General features: G+C 71.1%; 14 protein-coding genes and 2 pseudogenes. 9 read left to right on the plus strand and 7 right to left on the minus strand.

Features of this window, described 5'->3' with window-relative positions; genetic code table 11:
* Together RH94_RS42360 and RH94_RS04325 are read left to right on the plus strand one after the other, a co-directional pair.
* Positions 1–350, plus strand: a pseudogene (locus RH94_RS42360) (N(G),N(G)-dimethylarginine dimethylaminohydrolase); the annotation flags it as partial.
* A 252-nt stretch (positions 351–602) separates the two neighbouring features.
* Entirely contained in the window at positions 603–1,577 is a 975-nt protein-coding gene (locus tag RH94_RS04325; RefSeq protein WP_073946324.1) for an acyl-ACP desaturase, read from the plus strand.
* Here RH94_RS04325 and RH94_RS04330 read toward each other — a convergent pair whose 3' ends face one another.
* The 3 genes and pseudogenes from RH94_RS04330 to RH94_RS04340 all read right to left on the minus strand — a co-directional run bounded on the left by RH94_RS04330 (position 1,578) and on the right by RH94_RS04340 (position 3,150).
* The gene (locus RH94_RS04330) at positions 1,578–1,823 is read right to left on the minus strand and encodes a WhiB family transcriptional regulator (protein WP_199880864.1); all 246 of its coding nucleotides are present in this window, start codon (positions 1,821–1,823) and stop codon (positions 1,578–1,580) included.
* A 97-nt stretch (positions 1,824–1,920) separates the two neighbouring features.
* Positions 1,921–2,115: pseudogene (locus RH94_RS04335) on the minus strand (ABC transporter permease); the annotation flags it as partial.
* Between the two features lie 33 nt (positions 2,116–2,148).
* Positions 2,149–3,150 carry an RNA-guided endonuclease TnpB family protein gene (locus RH94_RS04340; protein WP_073946326.1) on the minus strand — a complete coding sequence of 334 codons (1,002 nt, stop codon included), beginning with the start codon at positions 3,148–3,150 and terminating at the stop codon, positions 2,149–2,151.
* 210 nt (positions 3,151–3,360) lie between these two features.
* On the opposite strand from RH94_RS04340, the gene RH94_RS04345 reads away from it, so the two are divergent.
* Complete coding sequence (locus tag RH94_RS04345; RefSeq protein ID WP_073946327.1) at positions 3,361–4,152, plus strand: VOC family protein; 792 nt, start codon at positions 3,361–3,363, stop codon at positions 4,150–4,152.
* Between the two features lie 14 nt (positions 4,153–4,166).
* On the opposite strand, the gene RH94_RS04350 is transcribed toward RH94_RS04345, so the two are convergent.
* The gene (locus RH94_RS04350; protein ID WP_073946328.1) at positions 4,167–5,204 is read right to left on the minus strand and encodes a LacI family DNA-binding transcriptional regulator; all 1,038 of its coding nucleotides are present in this window, start codon (positions 5,202–5,204) and stop codon (positions 4,167–4,169) included.
* A gap of 66 nt (positions 5,205–5,270) precedes the next feature.
* Positions 5,271–6,248, minus strand: coding sequence for a multicopper oxidase domain-containing protein (locus RH94_RS04355; protein ID WP_073946329.1), 978 nt, complete (start codon positions 6,246–6,248; stop codon positions 5,271–5,273).
* Positions 6,249–6,435: 187 nt separating this feature from the next.
* Between RH94_RS04355 and RH94_RS04360 the strand changes: the two genes are divergently transcribed.
* Together RH94_RS04360 and RH94_RS04365 are read left to right on the plus strand one after the other, a co-directional pair.
* Complete coding sequence (locus RH94_RS04360) at positions 6,436–8,952, plus strand: ThuA domain-containing protein (protein ID WP_079188889.1); 2,517 nt, start codon at positions 6,436–6,438, stop codon at positions 8,950–8,952.
* 53 nt (positions 8,953–9,005) lie between these two features.
* Positions 9,006–11,162: an OmpL47-type beta-barrel domain-containing protein gene (locus RH94_RS04365; protein ID WP_199880866.1), complete on the plus strand. Its 2,157-nt coding sequence runs from the start codon at positions 9,006–9,008 to the stop codon at positions 11,160–11,162.
* Positions 11,163–11,259: 97 nt separating this feature from the next.
* Here the strand turns inward: RH94_RS04365 and RH94_RS04370 are convergent, their stop codons facing one another.
* Positions 11,260–12,450, minus strand: a complete 1,191-nt coding sequence (locus RH94_RS04370) for a zinc-dependent alcohol dehydrogenase (RefSeq protein WP_073946331.1) — start codon at positions 12,448–12,450, stop codon at positions 11,260–11,262.
* Positions 12,451–12,664: 214 nt separating this feature from the next.
* On the opposite strand from RH94_RS04370, the gene RH94_RS04375 reads away from it, so the two are divergent.
* Entirely contained in the window at positions 12,665–13,651 is a 987-nt protein-coding gene (locus RH94_RS04375; protein WP_073946332.1) for a DUF3048 domain-containing protein, read from the plus strand.
* A 55-nt stretch (positions 13,652–13,706) separates the two neighbouring features.
* On the opposite strand, the gene RH94_RS04380 is transcribed toward RH94_RS04375, so the two are convergent.
* On the minus strand, positions 13,707–14,171 hold the full coding sequence (locus RH94_RS04380) for a MarR family winged helix-turn-helix transcriptional regulator (protein WP_073946333.1): 465 nt from the start codon (positions 14,169–14,171) through the stop codon (positions 13,707–13,709).
* Between the two features lie 236 nt (positions 14,172–14,407).
* Here RH94_RS04380 and RH94_RS04385 point away from each other — a divergent pair, with 236 nt between their 5' ends.
* From RH94_RS04385 to RH94_RS04395, 3 genes are all read left to right on the plus strand, one after another.
* Complete coding sequence (locus RH94_RS04385) at positions 14,408–15,181, plus strand: CoA transferase subunit A (RefSeq protein WP_073946334.1); 774 nt, start codon at positions 14,408–14,410, stop codon at positions 15,179–15,181.
* A complete protein-coding gene (locus RH94_RS04390) occupies positions 15,181–15,825 on the plus strand; it encodes a CoA transferase subunit B (RefSeq protein WP_073946335.1) in 645 nt (214 codons plus the stop codon). Before RH94_RS04385 ends, RH94_RS04390 begins: the two co-directional genes overlap by 1 nt.
* An 8-nt stretch (positions 15,826–15,833) precedes the next feature.
* On the plus strand, positions 15,834–16,912 hold a 1,079-nt coding region (locus RH94_RS04395), incomplete at its 3' end, for a thiolase family protein (protein WP_234425535.1).

Below are 16,912 nucleotides of genomic sequence, written 5' to 3' on the forward strand. Positions count from 1 at the left end.
GGGCCGTGTTCGAGCCGTTGGGGGCGCGGATCGTGGCCGTGCCGGTGAGCAAGGTGCTGCACCTGAAGTCGGCGGTGACGGCGCTGCCCGACGGCACGGTCGTCGGGCACATCCCGAAGGTGGACACGCCGTCGCTGTACCCGCGTTTCCTTCCGGTGCCCGAGGAGTCCGGCGGGCATGTGGTGCTGCTCGGCGGCGAGAAGCTGCTGATGGCGGCGAGCGCGCCGAAGACGGCGGAGCTGCTGGCGGACCTCGGCTTCGAGCCGGTGGTGGTGGACATCAGCGAGTTCGAGAAGCTCGAGGGATGCGTGACGTGCCTCTCGGTGCGGCTGCGGGAGTTGCACACCTGAGGGCGTGACCCGGCGCCTGTCCGGCCCCGGGACCCGCGGGTCCCGGGGCTGTGCTGTGCACCCGTCAACTTTCGAGACACGGCACCTGATCAGCGCCCCTTACGTCGAACTTAACCTACGGTTTCGTAACCTACGGCTTCGTAGCCTACGATCCCGTAGGTTCCTGGTCCCGGCACCGCTCGCCGGACCGTTCCTTCGCCGTGCCCGTTTTCCGTCCCCCCGCGTCTCCCGCGTGTCCCTCCTGGAGTTCCCGTGACGATCACCTCCCCTCACCTCGGCAGCCCGTCCGTGTGGACCGACGCGCGGTTGCTGTACGCGCTGGAGGAAGTGGTCGAGAAGGAGCTCGACCGGCATCTGAAGGTCGCCAAGGACTGGATGCCGCACGAGTACGTGCCCTGGAGCGACGGCCGCAACTTCCCGGGCCTGTTCGAGGACGGCGAGGCCTGGGACAAGGAGCAGTCCAAGGTCACGGAGATCGGCCGGATCGCCCTGGTCGTCAATCTGCTGACCGAGGACAACCTGCCCAGCTACCACCACGAGATCGCCACCCTGTTCGGCCGCGACGGCGCCTGGGGCACCTGGGTGCACCGCTGGACGGCCGAGGAGGGCCGGCACGGCATCGTGATGCGCGACTACCTGCTCGCCTCGCGCGCGGTCGACCCGGACAAGCTGGAGCAGTTCCGGATGGCGCACATGAGCGAGGGTTTCGAGTCCGACAACCGGCACTCGATGCTGCACTCGGTCGCCTACGTCGCCTTCCAGGAGCTCGCCACCCGCATCTCGCACCGCAACACCGGCCTGCAGTCCGGCGACCCGGTCTGCGACCGCATGCTGGCACGCATCGCGACCGACGAGAACCTGCACATGGTCTTCTACCGCAACCTGCTCAGGGCGGCCTTCGAGATCGCGCCCGACCTCACCATGCAGGCGGTGCGGGACGTGGTGGTGAACTTCCGCATGCCGGGCCACGGCATCCCCGGCTTCGAGCGGGCGGCGGCCCAGATGGCCATCGGCGAGGTCTACAACCTGCGCATCCACCACGACGACGTGCTCCAGCCGGTGCTGCGCTTCCTGAAGATCATGGAGATCGACGGGCTCGGCCCCGAGGGCCGGCAGGCACAGGAGGAGCTGGGCCTGTTCATGGGCGGCCTGGACGCGGAGGCGGCGAAGTTCGACGAGAGGCTGGCGGCGCGCAAGGCGCGGCTGGCGGCGCGGGCCGGGGCCTGATCAGCCGCCGGCACGCCGCAGGGTCCGGCGCTCCTGTTCGGACAGGCCGCCCCAGACGCCGAAGCGTTCGTCGTTCTCCAGGGCGTACTCCAGGCAGGCCGAGCGCATCTCGCACATGCCGCAGATGCGCTTGGCCTCCCGTACCGAGCTGCCCGGCTCGGGGAAGAAGAAGTCGGCCCCGGTCTGCGCGCACAGGGCCCGGTCCCGCCAGGCGCCGCCGGCCGGGCTGATCGTCTCGAGGTGCATGCCCAGGATCGTGCCGGGCGGCGCGAAACGTTCGATCAACGCGGGATCAACGCGCGCCGCCCACGGGCCTCCGGCCGAAGGGGCGGGTACCGGAGTGTCAGGCGTCGCGACGGTGCACTGCCCGCCAGCCGGCCAGGAGCGCGGCCGCCGCCCACAGTGCCGTCACGGCGAGCCCCGTCCACGGGCCGACGTCTCCCGCCGGGGTCTGGAACAGGACTTGCTGCCCGGCACGGTCCGGAAGATAGGCGGCGACGCCCTCGGCGACGCCTCCGACCACGAAGGACACGATCAGGCTGACTTCCGCCCCTTCCTGATGGAGGGGGTTCTACGGCTTGCGCCGTGGGGTTTCCTGCTTCGTCACCGGCTGCCCCGTCCGGGAGGACTCCCGTTGAGGTCTTACACCGGCTCCACAGGCCGACACCGCCGGCCCGGCGGCCAGAAGGTTGTGCGCCGCGTTCACGTCGCGGTCATGGGTGATGCCGCAACCGTCGCACGTCCAGGTGCGGACGTGCAGCGGCATCCGGTCCTGCAGGGTTCCGCAGGCCGAGCACAGCTTGGAGGAGGGGAACCAGTGGTCGACCGCGATCACGTCGCGCCCGTACCATCGGGCCTTGTACTCCAGCAGGCTGCGGAACTGTGACCAAGCCGCGTCGGAGATGGCGCGGGCGAGCTTGCCGTTCTTGAGCAGGTTCCGAACGGTGAGGTCCTCGATCACGATCGTTTGGTTTTCACGAACGAGCCGAGCAGTAATTTTGTGCAGGTGGTCACGTCGCCGGTCGGCGATCCGGGCGTGGATGCGGGCGACCTTGCACCGGGCCTTGGCCCGGTTCGCCCCGTCCCCCGGAGCCTTGCGGGACAGCTCCCGCTGCGCCCTGGCCAGCCGTGCGCGGTCACGCCGCTCGTGCCGGGGGTTGGCGATCTTCTCCCCGGTGGACAGGGTCAGCCTGCCGTCATGGAAGCGGAACACGCTGGTGGTGTACTCGGCGGACTTGCGGGACTTCTTCCGCGACTTGAACCGCGGGTACTTCACCCGCTTGCCGAAGAAGTTCGTGAACCCCGCCTGCAGATGCCGCAGCGCCTGCTGGAGCGGGACGGAGGAGACCTCGTTGAGATAGGCGAGTTCCTCGGTCTTCTTCCACGCCGTCAGCATCGCCGAGGTGGCGTTGTAGGTGACCCGCTCGGCCCGCAGCGTCCACGCCTCGGGACGGACGGCCGGCGCCATGTTGCACACCTTGCGCACGCACCCGAACGTGCGCGACAGCTCGGCTGCCTGCGCTTCGGTCGGATGGAAGCGGTACTTGAACGCCCGCCTCACACGAGTGACCATGACTCACGAACTACCACCTCATTTTGTGGCCAAAGGGGGGCCGTTGAGCGCAGACGCCGAATCACTCCGGCGGCGAACCGGCCTTTCCTTTCCTGCTCCGTAGGAGTGCGACTCTCCCCCGCCTCCCAGCGCGTTCCGGCAGCGGTTGTCAGTGGGCGGTGCCAGACTCGGCAGTGCGGACAGCAGGACTCCATCGAGGGAGGGCAGGGGATGCTCACCACCCGTTTCACCGACGGCGCTCCGAACTGGATCGACGTCGGCGCCCCCGACCTCGACGGCGCCCGCTCCTTCTACGGCGGTCTGTTCGGCTGGCGGTTCCGGTCGGCGGGTCCCGGGGCCGGCGGCTACGGCTTCTTCCAGCTCGACGGCCGGACGGTGGCCGGCGGGACGAGGACCGCGCCGGAGCAGGGGCCGCCCTCCTGGACCGTGTACTTCCGGAGCGCCGACGCGGAGGAGACCGCCAAGGCCGCCGAACAGGCGCACGGCGGCGTGCTGGTGCGGCCCGTGGACGTGAGGGGCCAGGGCCGCATGGCGGTCCTCGCCGACAGGGCGGGCGCGGTGTTCGGCGTCTGGCAGCCGGGGCGGACCCAGGGCGTGGACATGGCCGGTGAGCCGGGTTCGCTGTGCTGGGTCGAGCTGTACACGCCGGACCTCGCCGTGGCGGCCGCGTTCTACCACCGGGCGCTGGGGCTGGAGACCTTCGCGGCGTCCTTTCCCGACGGCGCGTACACGTGCGTGAACCCCGCCGAGGGCGGTGAGGACTCCGTGTTCGGCGGCATCGTGGCTCTCGCCGACGACCCGGCCGAGAAGAGGGCGGGCGCGTACTGGCTGCCGTACTTCGAGGTCACGGACACGGACGCGGCACTGGACAAGGCGCTGGAGCTCGGCGGCACGGTCCGGGTGTCCGCCACCGACGTCCCGGGGGTCGGCCGTGTCGCCCGGCTCGCCGACCCCTACGGCGCCCGTTTCGCGGTGATCAGGAGCGCCCCGCCCCGGACGTAGGGTGACCGGGGGCTTCAGGCGGAGGCGCGCCGCACCAGGGTCGTCGGCAGGACGATGCTGCGGGGCGTGTCGTCCGCGCCCTCCTCGGGGTCGTCGCGGTCCAGGCCGCGCAGCAGCAGGCGGGCCATGAGCCGGCCCATCTTCTCTATGTTCTGGCGGACGGTCGTCAGCGGCGGGTCGGTCTGCTCGGCCACCGGCAGCATGTCGTCGAAGCCGACCACGGCGACGTCCTCGGGCACCCGCAGCCCGCGCTCGCGCAGCACGCGCAGGGCGCCGGAGGCGGTGAGGTCGTTGGCGGCGAACACGGCGTCGAGGCCGGGGCGGTTCTCGAGGAGTTCGCGCATGGCGCGCTCGCCGCCCGCGGGGGTGAAGTCGCCCTCGGCGATCAGCCGGGGGTCGGCGTCGCCCACGACGTCCCGGTAGCCGTCGAGCCGGTCCGCCGCCGAGGTCTGGTCGAGGGCGCCGGTGATGTGCCCGATCCGGGTCCGGCCGAGGTCGGCCAAGTGCCGTACGGCCTCCCGGGCACCGCCCCGGTTGTCGCTGTCGACGTAGGCGATGCCGTGGGTGCCGTCGCTCCAGCCGGGCCGTCCGCCGAACACGGTGGGCACCCCGGCGCGCTGGATCAGCCCCGGCAGCGGGTCGTCGAGGTGCAGCGAGAAGACGAGCGCGCCGTCGACGTGGCCGCCGGCCAGGTAGCGACCGACCCGGGCGTGGTCGTCGCGCCCCTCCGTCAGCAGCAGCACGAGCTGGGTGTCGTGGGCCGTCAGCTCCTTGCTGATGCCGCGCAGCTGCAGCCCGAAGAAGGGGTCGGCGAAGACCCGGGTCTCCGGTTCGGCTATGACCACGGCGACGGCGTCGTGCCGCTTGGTCACCAGGCTGCGGGCCGCCTGGTTCGGCACGTACCCGAGTTCCTCCACGGCCTGGAGCACCCGCTCGGCCAGCGGCCGTCTGACCCCGTCCCCGCCGTTCACCACCCGGGACACGGTGGCCCGCGACACCCCCGCCCGCGCGGCCACGGCCTCCAGCGTGGGGCGCGGCGCTGTCTCGGTCACTTCGGCACTCCTCACCGGCGGTTGCCGATCAGGATAGCCCCGGACCGGAACCGGCTGTGAGCGCTCTCAGTGCTCGTGGGGCTCGTGGGGCTCGTACCCGGGGATCGTCCCGTCCGGCTTCCTCACCAGGAACAGGCCCACCATGCCCATGTCGGAGTGGCTCTGCACATGGCAGTGGTACATCCACGCGCCCGCCCCGCCCCCCTCCCCCGCGAGCACCTGGAAGCCGAAGGAGTCCGCCGGGCCGACGATCTTGTTGTCGATCACCCGGCTGGGGTCGTCGGGGCCGGTGAGCAGGCCGGTGCGGTTGTCGGCCCAGCGGTGACCGTGCATGTGGAAGGTGTGGTAGTACTCGCCGTGCGTGATCACCACGAACTCGACGCGGTCGCCCACCGTGGCCTCGAAGTCCGGGCCGGTGTGCGGCGGGCGGTTGTTGATGGCCATGTCGTTGAAGACGATCGTGTGCGTGCGCTCCGGCAGGACGTCGCCCTTGCGGCGGACGATCACCGGTCCGTACAGGCCCTTGCGGATGCCGCCGGTGCCGTGTTCGGTGCCGACGACGTGGTCGTGGTAGTGCCAGTAGCCCGCGCTGCCCTCCCGCCAGGTGCCGTCCTTGCGGCGGCCGGGGGCGTGGGTGCGCCAGGTGTAGGTGCGGGTGCCGCCGGGTTCCACGTCGCTCTTGTTCAACTTGGTGCCGTCGCTGGAGGTCTCGTAGTCCAGACCGTGGACGTGCAGGCTCGCGGCCACGTCCATGGTGTTCTCGAACTCGATGTGCAGCGTGTCGCCCTCGTTGAGTTCGATGAGCGGGCCGGGGATCGTCGCCCTGCCCTTCTCCAGGCCGTAGCCCATCTGCCCGTCGGGGAGCTTCTCGGCGTACAGCCTGATGTGCCTGACCTCGCCCCCGGCCGGCGCGGTGCGCGGCGGCGCGGCGGTGGCGGCGGCCGTGCCGAGCGCCGCCGCCTCGGCCTCGGAAGCCAGGGACAACGATGTCGCTACGGCCGCGCCACCCAGCAGCACCCGCCGGTTGAAGCCGCGCCTGTCCATGGCCAACCTTCAACTCCCCATCTCGGAACGGAAGTTACTCGGACCCCGCGAAAGGTACTGGCCCGGCGGCTGTTTATCCACACCCAGGACAAAGTTCGTTGAATTACGGCCGTGCCTATTGGCGGGTCACGCAAAGGGGTCTACCTTCCTTGGCGTTCGCTGCGACCGAGGAGGGACGGGTGACCACATGCGGTCCACATCGCATCAACGGCCCCTGCGCTTACGTGCGTTGAACAGGAGGAAACGACCGAGACGGATCTGGGCGGCCGCCGTCGCCGCGGGCGCGGTGGCGGCCGGACTGCTCTCGGCTCCCGCCGCGAGCGCGCGCCCGGATCCGGGGACGCCCCTGACAACGATGTCGGTCAAGTCGCCGCCGGGCGGCTCGGACGCAAGGGTGCTGCTCTTCCACGGTTCCGCCGCGGCCGGGGACGAGGCGCCGGTGGTGAACGCCGGGATCGAGGCGATCGAGAGGATCGGCCTGTCCGGACCGGCGCAGGAGCGTTTCAAGGTCGAGGCCACCGACGACGCCTCGGTCTTCACCAGCGCCACCAGGCTCGGCCGCTACAACGCGATCGTGTTCCTGACCGGCGGCGGCGACGTCCTCGATCCCGCCCAGGAGGCCGGCCTGGAGGCCTACATGGAGGCCGGTGGCGGCTTCGTCGGCATCCACGACGCGGCCCGCGCCGAACCGTACTCCGACTGGTTCACCGGACTCATCGGCGCCCGCCCGGCCGCCTCCGGTCCGACGGCCGTCCAGCGGGCCACCGTCGAGGTCGGCGACCGGCAGAACCCCGCGACCAAGGACCTGCCGCTGGAGTGGAAGCGCGCCGACCGGTGGTTCAACTGGGCCAGGAACCCGTCCGGCACGGTGCACACCGTGGCGCGCGTACGCGAGTCGACGTACCGGCCGGGGGCGGGCGCCAACGGCTGGGACCACCCGGTCAGCTGGTGCCACGACTACGACGGCGGCCGCTCCTTCTACACCGGCATGGGCGGCACCGTGTCGTCGTACGACGAGACGGACTTCCGCGATCATCTGCGCGGCGCCCTGCTGTGGACCACCCGGCTGGCGCAGGCCGACTGCAAGGCGACCATCACCGCGAACTACCGGGCAGAGCGCCTCACCCGGCCCAACCAGCCCGGACAGAACGACCAGATCGGCGAGCCGCACGGCCTGGTCACCGCCCCCGACGGCCGCGTCCTCTACATCGGCCGCGGCGGCGCCGACCCCTCCCGGCCGGTGGTCACCGACTGGAACAGTCCGGACGTCGGCAGGGGCAAGGGGCAGATCCACGTCTACGACCCGAGGACCGGGAAGGTCACCCTGGCGGGCGAGCTGACGGTCTTCGGCAACAAGGGCGGCGGCGACGAGCTCACCAAGGTCGAGGAGGGCCTCCTCGGGATCGAGCTCGACCCGCGCTTCGAGCGGAACGGCTGGGTGTACCTGCACTACACGCCCCACTCGCGGATCGACCGCGACAGGCGGATGGCCGAGCGGCGCGTCTCCCGCTTCACGCTCGACCCCGCCACCGACAGGCTGGACCTGGACAGCGAGAAGGTGCTGCTCAAGTGGCCGGTGCAGGTGCACAGCTGCTGCCACGCGGGCGGCGGGATGACCTGGGACTCCCGGGGCAACCTGTACATCGCCACGGGCGACAACAACTCCAGCGGCTTCAGCGACGGCTACTCCGGCAACAACCCACAGCCCCACTACAAGGGCGTGTCCTTCGCCGACGCCCGCCGCACCGCCGGCAACACCAACAACCTCAACGGCAAGATCCTGCGCATCCACCCGGAGCCCGACGGCACCTACACGATCCCCGACGGCAACCTCTTCACCGGCAAGGAGACCGCCGAGGGCGGCGGCAAGACGCGCGGCGAGATCTACGTGATGGGCGTCAGGAACCCCGCGCGCATCTTCGTCGACCGGAAGACCGACGTCCTGTACGCGGGCTGGGTCGGCCCGGACGCGGGCGAGCCGTCGCCGACCTGGGGTCCGGCCAAGTACGACACGTTCGCCGCCATCACCCGGGCGGGCAACCGCGGCTGGCCGTACTGCATGGGCGACAAGCAGCCCTACCGCGACCGCAACCTGCCCGACCCGTCGAAGCCGCTGGGCTGGTACGACTGCGACCACCCGAAGAACGAGTCCCCGAACAACGACGGCCTGGTCAACCTCCCGCCGGTCACCGGCAACAACATCTGGTACTCGCCCCAGGGCGGCGGCCCGGACTACCCCCGCGACGCGAACGGGATCCCGTCGTACCGGAAGGAGGAGGCCACCTACCGGCTGCCGTGGCTCACGGGCGGCGGGCAGGCCGCGATGAACGGCCCGGTCTACCGGTACGACGGGGCGAACGCGAGTGAGGTCAAGTGGCCCTCGTACTGGGACGGAAAGTGGTTCGTCGGCGACTTCTACGACGCCGACCAGCCGCGCAACGCCGTCCTGATGGACCCGAAGACGCTGGGCGACGGCGGACTGCCGGTGCACTCGGAGTCGCTGAAGAAGATCGTGCCGATCGGCAACGACGGCATCAAGAACCTCATGGACTGGAAGTTCGGTCCGGACGGCGCGCTGTACGTCCTCGACTACGGCCGCGGCTTCTTCACCTCGGACGCCAAGTCGGCGCTGTGGCGCGTCACCTACACGGGCGGCGGACCGACGCCGGCCGCCGGCCAACTGGCGAGGGGGACGGCACAGTGACCCGTCGACTGCGTCAACGAAGAGTGTGGACGGCCCTGTTGGCCGCCCTGCTGATGGTGCTGGGCCTGCAGACGACGTCCGCCGTCGGACGGACCGGCACTCCGGCCCGGACCGCCGCCGCCCAGGTGCTCACCTGGACCGCCGGCGACGACATCACCCGGTACATCTCGGCGCCGGCGACGGCGGTGGCGGGACCGGCGACGATCGTCTTCGAGAACAGCGCGGCGACCGGCAACACCACGGGGATGCCGCACACCCTGACCTTCGGCACCTCCGACCCCGAGTACAACAACGACGTCCAGCTCAACATCCTCGCCAACCCGTACGACGACCGGGGCGGCCGCTACACCGCCGAGGTCGTCCTCACCCCGGGCCGCTACTTCTACCACTGCACCATTCCCGGCCACGGGCAGATGCAGGGCGTCCTGGTGGTGACCGAGGGCGGCGGCCCGGACACCACGGCGCCGGAGACGTCGGCGACCGTGCAGGGGGCCCGGAACGCGCAGGGCGAGTACGTCGGCTCGGCGAGCGTGGCCATCGACGCGACCGACGAAGGGTCGGGAGTCGACCGCGTCCAGTACGCCTTCGGCACGGCGCCGGACGACTGGCTGCCGTACACCGCCCCTGTCGTCGTGGACCAGGTGGGCACCCACACGGTCCACTACCGGGCCACGGACAAGGCCGGCAACGTCTCCGCGGACAAGAGCGTGGAGTTCACGGTCGTCGCCCCGCCGTCGGACGACACGACACCGCCGGAGACCTCGGCGACGGTCAGCGGCGAGCGGAACGCCGACGGCGCCTACGTCGGCATGGCGACGGTGACCGTCTCGGCCTCCGACACCGGTTCCGGGGTCAACACGATCGAGTACGCGGTCGGCTCCGGCGCCTGGCAGCCGTACACCGCCCCGGTGATGGTGCACCAACCGGGCGCGCACACCGTGCGCTACCGGGCCACCGACAAGGCGGGCAACGTGTCGGCGGAGAAGAGCGTGGGCTTCACCGTCGTCGCCCCGCCCGCGCGGGACACCACCCCGCCGGTGACCGGTGTGACCGTCGACGGCACACGGAACTCCGACGGGGCGTACGTCGGTTACGCCAAGGTGACCGTGAGCGCGGCCGACGAGGGCGGCTCCGGGGTCGCGGGCATCGAGTACTCGCTCGACGGCGGGCCGTACGTCGCCTACACCGCGCCGGTGTTCGTCGACCGCGCCGGCCGCCACACCGTGGCGTACCGGGCGAGCGACAAGGCGGGCAACACGTCCGAGCCGCGGACCGTGAGCTTCGCGGTCGTGGCGGGCGGCGGGGTTCCCGCGCCCAACTGCCCCGAGTACGACGAGCGGTTGACGGTGATCGTCGGCACGGTCGACTCGGGGGTGCCGAACCGGATCACCAACAGCCGGTGCCGGATCGGCGAGTTGATCGAGGACGAGAAGGAGTGGACGTCCCAGGCGCTGTTCCTCAAGCACGTGAAGACGGTTCTGGACCGGCTCCTCAAGGAAGGGGTCGTCGACCAGCGGGAGTACAAGGCCGTTCAGCAGGCCGCCCGTCAGTCCGGCATCGGCGAGCCCGGCCGGACCACCGGGTACCGCACGATCCTCGACGGCAGCGCTGCCTCCTTCGCCCGGTGGGAGCAGGTCGGCGGCGGTTCGTTCGCGCTGAACCCCGACGGTTCGATCACCAGTGGCACCACCAGGGACGGCCTGGGCATGCTGTGGTTCCCGCAGCGCAAGTACGGCGACTTCTCGCTCCGCCTCCAGTGGCGTGACGACGCTCCGGGCGACGGCAACGCCAACTCCGGTGTCTTCGTGCGGTTCCCGTGGGTCCACGACCACCCGGAGGAGCCGCGGCCGGAGTGGGCCGCCATCAAGTACGGGCACGAGGTGCAGGTGTTCGACCGGCCCGACGGGGACATGTACAAGACCGGTTCGATCTACGGCTTCGACCGGGTGGGGCTCGCCGGGGCCGGCGTCACCCAGAAGGGCACGTGGAACGACTACGAGATCCGCGTGATCGGCCAGCACTACTCGGTCTACCGCAACGGCGTGCTGATCAACGAGTTCGACAACACCGGCGGCCAGGACTTCTCCCCGCCCCGCTCGGACGACCCGGGCACGGACGGGCGGCGGTTCGCCTCCGGCTACATCGGACTCCAGGTGCACGGCACGACGGACGTGGTCTCCTACCGGGACGTACGGATCAAGGAGCTGTAGGAGCCGGGAGACCGGGAGGACGGAGACCGAAAACACGGGGGACCGGCCGTCAGGAGTTCGGGGGGCGGCCGGTCCCTCCTTCTCCATCCGGCCCGGCTCAGGGCTTCATCAGCACCTTGACGGCGCCCTCCTGCTTGCGCTGGAACATCTCGTACGCGTGCGGCGCGTCCGACAGCGGCACGTGGTGCGTGGCGAAGTCGTCGACGCCGAGCGGGTCCTCGTCCGTCAGATAGGGCATGATCTCGTCGCTCCAGCGGCGGACGTTGGCCTGGCCCATCCGCATCTGGATCTGCTTGTCGAAGAGCGTGAGCATCGGCATCGGGTCGGCCGAGCCGCCGTACACGCCGGAGAGGGAGATCGTGCCGCCGCGGCGCACCAGCTCGATGGCGGTGTGGAGGGCGGCGAGCCGGTCCACGCTGAAGCGTTCGGCGAGCGGTCCGCCCAGCGCGCGCGGCATCACCGCGGCGGTCTGCTGGACGAGCCGGGCGACCGCGCTGCCGTGCGCCTCGGTGCCGACCGCGTCGATCACGGCGTCGGGGCCGCGCCCGTCGGTCTCGTCGTGGATCGCGGCGACCAGGTCCTTCTCGTGGTGGAAGCCGCGCAGGTCGTACGTCTCCACACCCCGTCGGCGCGCCCGGGCGAGCCGTTCCGGGACCAGATCCACTCCGAACACCCTTTCGGCGCCGCGCGCCTTGGCGATCCGGCACGCCATGTCGCCGATGGGCCCGAGGCCGAGCACGGCCACGGTGCCGCCGCGCGGTACGGCGGCGTACTCGACCGCCTGCCAGGCGGTGGGCAGCACGTCGGAGAGGTAGACGAACCGGTCGTCGGACGGGCCCTCGGGAACCTTGATCGGACCGTAGTGCGCCTGCGGCACGCGCAGGTACTCGGCCTGGGCGCCCGGCACGGCACCGTACAGGCGGGTGTAGCCGAACAGGGCCGCGCCCATGCCCTCGCTGGTGACCTGGGTGGTCTCGCACTGGGTCTGCAGGCCCGCGGAGCACATGAAGCAGTGGCCGCAGGAGATCTGGAACGGTACGACCACCCGGTCGCCGGGCTTGAGGTTCGGCACCTCCGGCCCCACCTCCTCCACGATGCCGATGGGCTCGTGGCCGAGGATGTCGCCGGGTGTCATGAACGGGGTGAGCACCTCGTACAGATGCAGGTCGGAGCCGCACAGGCCGCTCGAGGTGATCCGGATGACGGCGTCCGTCGGCTCCTGGATCTTCGGGTCGGGAACCTCTTCCACCCGAACGTCGCGCTTGCCCTGCCAGGTCACTGCCTTCATCGTGCCGTGTCCCTTCCCTGCCGCGCTCGCATCGCGCTACGCGCTCCTGTGCTTCCGCGCACGGCCGGGTACCCGGGCCCGAACCGGCGAACCACAGGGGGCCGAACGGCCCAGCCCGACACGCACGATCAAAAACGAGCGGGTATGGCCACCCATGAACGACCAAGCGCACAATCAGCGACAAAGAGAAGACAAAGAGAGGGACGGGGGCCATATGGCAAGCTGGGGACGGAGATCACGGGTACGGCGCGCCATGACGGCGGCGCTGCTGCTGTCCACCCTGGCGGCGGGGTGCACGGCACGGCAGGGCAGCGCCTCCGAGGACGGGCGGGGCACGGGAGAGCGCGCGAAGAGCCCGTCGTCGACGCCGGCACGGAGCCCGGAGCACGCCGGCCCGGTGCTCGCCGTCAAGATCGACAACGTGGTCCCGGCCCGCCCCCAGACCGGCCTCGACGCCGCCGACATCGTGTACGCCGAGCAGGTCGAGGGCGGACTGAGCCGGCTGTTGGCCGTCTACGCCACGAAGCTGCCCCCGGTCGTCGGGCCGGTGCGCAGCGCGCGTGAGTCCGATCTGGAACTGCTGCGCCAGTTCGACCGCCCCACGCTCGCCTTCTCCGGCGCGCAGCACAAACTGCTGCCGCTGATCGACAAGGCCCCGCTGTCCGCCGGGACGCCCGACGAGAACCCGGACGCCTACTTCCGGAGCACCGGCAGGGCGGCCCCGCACAACCTCTACCTGCGCCCGGACCGGCTCCTGGCCTCCGCACCGGGCGCGGACGCGCTGACCACCGGCTTCCACTACGGCCCGGCCCCCGCGGGCGGCCGTCCCGAGGCCTCGCACACGGTCCGCTACCCGGCGGCCCGGTTCACCTTCACCTGGTCCGCGCGGCTCCACGGCTGGCAGGTGGCGCTGGACGGCAGGCCGGCCGTCACCGCCGGCGGCAAGCAGGTGGCGCCCGCGACGGTGGTGGTGCAGCACGTGGAAGTACGCGGGTCGCGCCTGCACGACTCGCTCGGCAACCACACCCCCTACACCGAGACCGTGGGCTCCGGGAAGGCGGAGGTGCTGCGCGACGGACAGGTCCACGACGTCGCCTGGAAGCGGGCGCGGGCGGAGGACGGCACCGAGTTCACGGCCGCCGACGGCACGCCCGTGAACTTCGCCCGGGGCCAGGTCTGGGTGGTCCTCACCGGCCGGTGAGGCGGATGCGTCGGGGCCGTACCCCAGGGGCGTGCTTCGTCAGGGACGCGCTTCGTCAGGGCTGCGCGGCGAGAGGTTCCGCCGGGTTGCGCAGCCCCTCGGCCGCGTCCGCGACACGCCGGATGAGGTCGAAGAAGAGGGCCTGCTCCTCGGCGCTGAGCGGCCCCAGGAAGACCTGGTTCATCCGGGCGGTCCGCACGGCGAGCTTGCGGTGGACGCGCTCCCCCTCCCGGGTCAGCCGCAGCAGGAAGCGGCGGCCGTCCTGCGGGTCGCGCACCTTGTCGAGCAGCCCGCGGCGGCCGAGCCGGCTGATCACCTCGGCGATGGTGGACCGGTCGAGGCCCACCCGCTCCCCCACCGTGCGCTGGTCGAGCCCCGGCTCGGCGACGAGCGCGTTCAGGACCGCGAACTGCGGCGAGGTGATCTCCTCGGAGACCATCGTGTTCCACAGCAGGTAGTGCGCCTGCTGCAGCCGCCGGGCCAGGTGCCCGGGGTGGGTCGAGAGGTCCACCGCTGCCATGTGCGCTCCTCGCTCCGGTCCGTCGTTCGGTTCCGCGGCAATTCCGTAGGTGCACTGAACGATACCGCCCGCGAGCCATTGACCGCCTCCGGTATTCATGAGCCACTGACCGGCAGTTTTGCCCGGGTCTTGACTGTTCATGCCGTGAATGGCAGCGTGAGGGGAACCTCGGCGAAATAATCAGTGCCCTGACTATCTGGGGTGCTGGACGCTCGGCAGAGATGAGGTTTCTTTCGATGGACAAGGTGGTCGCCACGGCCGTGGAGGCGGTGGCCGATGTGCCGGAGGGCGCGTCGCTGGCGGTGGGCGGTTTCGGGCTCAGCGGTGTGCCGAACGTGCTGATCCAGGCGCTGTACGGGCGCGGGGTGGGCGGGCTGTCGGTGGTCTCCAACAACTGCGGTGCGATGGAGTCGGGTCTGGCGGTGCTGCTGGCGGCGGGGCGGATCGCGCGGGTGACCGGCTCCTACATCGGCGCGAACAAGGAGTTCGCCCGGCAGTACCTGGCCGGTGAGCTGGAGGTGGAGCTGATCCCCCAGGGCACGCTGGCCGAGCGGCTGCGCGCCGGCGGGGCGGGGATCCCCGCCTTCTACACCCCGGCCGGGGTGGGCACGCAGGTCGCCGAGGGCGGGCTGCCCTGGCGCTACGACGGCTCCGGCGGGGTGGCGCTGGCCTCGCCGCCCAAGGAGGTCCGCGAGTTCGACGGCACGGAGTACGTGCTGGAGCGCGGCATCCGCACCGACTTCGCCCTGGTGCGGGCGGTGAAGGGCGACCGGCACGGGAACCTGGTGTTCAACAAGTCCTCCCGCAACTTCAACCCCCTGGCCGCGATGGCCGGCCGCGTCACCATCGCGGAAGTCGAGGAACTGGTCGAGCCGGGCGAGATCGACCCGGACGCGGTGCACCTGCCGGGCATCTTCGTCCAGCGGGTCGTGGCCCTCAGCCCCGAGCAGGCCGCGGACAAGAAGATCGAGAAGATCACCGTGAGCAAGCCGGAAGAGGAGCGCGCCTGATGGCCTGGACACGTGAAGAGATGGCCGCCCGCGCCGCGCGGGAACTGAGGGACGGCCAGTACGTCAACCTCGGCATCGGCCTGCCCACCCTGATCCCCAACTACCTGCCCGCCGGCGTCGAGGTCGTCCTCGAATCCGAGAACGGCATCCTGGGCACCGGCCCCTACCCCGCCGAGACGGAAGTCGACCCCGATCTGATCAACGCCGGCAAGGAGACCGTCACCGTCCTGCCCGGCGCCTCCTTCTTCGACTCGGCGCTGTCGTTCTCGATGATCCGCGGCGGTCACATCGACGTCGCCGTGCTGGGCGCCATGCAGGTCTCCGCCGGCGGTGACCTGGCCAACTGGGCCGTCCCCGGCAAGATGATCACCGGGATCGGCGGGGCGATGGACCTGGTCCACGGTGCCCGCACGGTCATCGTGGTGATGACCCACACCGCCAAGGACGGCTCCCCGAAGATCCGCCAGGAGTGCTCGCTGCCGCTGACCGGCAAGCGTTGCGTGAACCGGATCATCACCGACCTCGGCGTCCTCGACGTCACCGACGACGGACTCGTCCTGGTCGAGACCGCGCCCGGCGTCACCGTGGACGAGATCACCGCCAGGACCGACGCCAAGCTGACCGTTGCGGAGGGCCTGCAGTGAACAACGCCGTGAAGGACGTCTACCTCGTCGACGCCGTCCGCACTCCGATCGGCCGCTACAACGGCTCCCTGGCCTCGGTGCGCCCGGACGACCTCGCCGCCCACGCGATCCGCGAACTCCTCGCCCGCACACCGGAGCTGGATCCGGCCCGGATCGAGGACGTGTACTTCGGCAACGCCAACGGTGCCGGCGAGGAGAACCGCAACGTCGCCCGCATGGCCGCGCTGCTGGCCGGCCTGCCCACATCCGTGCCGGGCGTGAGTGTCAACCGGCTGTGCGCCTCCGGCCTGGAGGCGGTCATCCAGGCCGCCCGCGCCATCGCCGTCGGCGACGCCTCCATCGCCGTGGCCGGCGGTGTGGAGTCCATGACCCGCGCCCCCTACGTCCTGCCCAAGTCGGACCGGCCGTTCCCGGCCGGGCACGCCGAGCTGTACTCCACCACCCTGGGCTGGCGCATGGTCAACCCGCGGATGGACCCGCAGTGGACGATCCCGCTCGGTGAGTCCGCCGAGCTCATCGCCGACAAGCACAAGATCAGCCGGGAGCAGCAGGACGAGTTCGCCCTCACCTCCCACCAGAAGGCGGCCAAGGCCCGGGCCGAGGGCCTGTTCGACGCCGAACTCGCCGCGGTGACGATCCCTCGGCGCAAGGGCGACCCGGTCATCCTCACCGCCGACGAGTGCGTGCGGCCCGACGCCTCCCTGGCCGCGATGGCCAAGCTCAAGCCGTCCTTCCGCACCGAGAACGGCACCGTCACCGCCGGCAACGCCTCCCCGCTGAACGACGGGGCGGCGGCCCTGCTGCTGGTGGACGAGGCGGGCCTGAAGGCCACCGGCCGCGAACCGCTGGCCCGGATCTCGGCCACCGGCGTGTCCGCCACCGACCCGCACTACTTCGGGCTCGCCCCCGTCGAAGCGGTCAACCGCGCCCTGGCCAAGGCCGGCAAGACCTTCGCCGACCTCGACGTCCTGGAGCTCAACGAGGCCTTCGCCGCCCAGGTGCTGGGCTGCCTGGCCGAGTGGCCCGAGCTCGACCCCGCGATCCTCAACCCCCAGGGCGGCGCCATCGCCCTCGGCCACCCGCTCGG

Source organism: Streptomyces kebangsaanensis, assembly GCF_001906585.1.
Classification (GTDB): domain Bacteria; phylum Actinomycetota; class Actinomycetes; order Streptomycetales; family Streptomycetaceae; genus Streptomyces; species Streptomyces kebangsaanensis.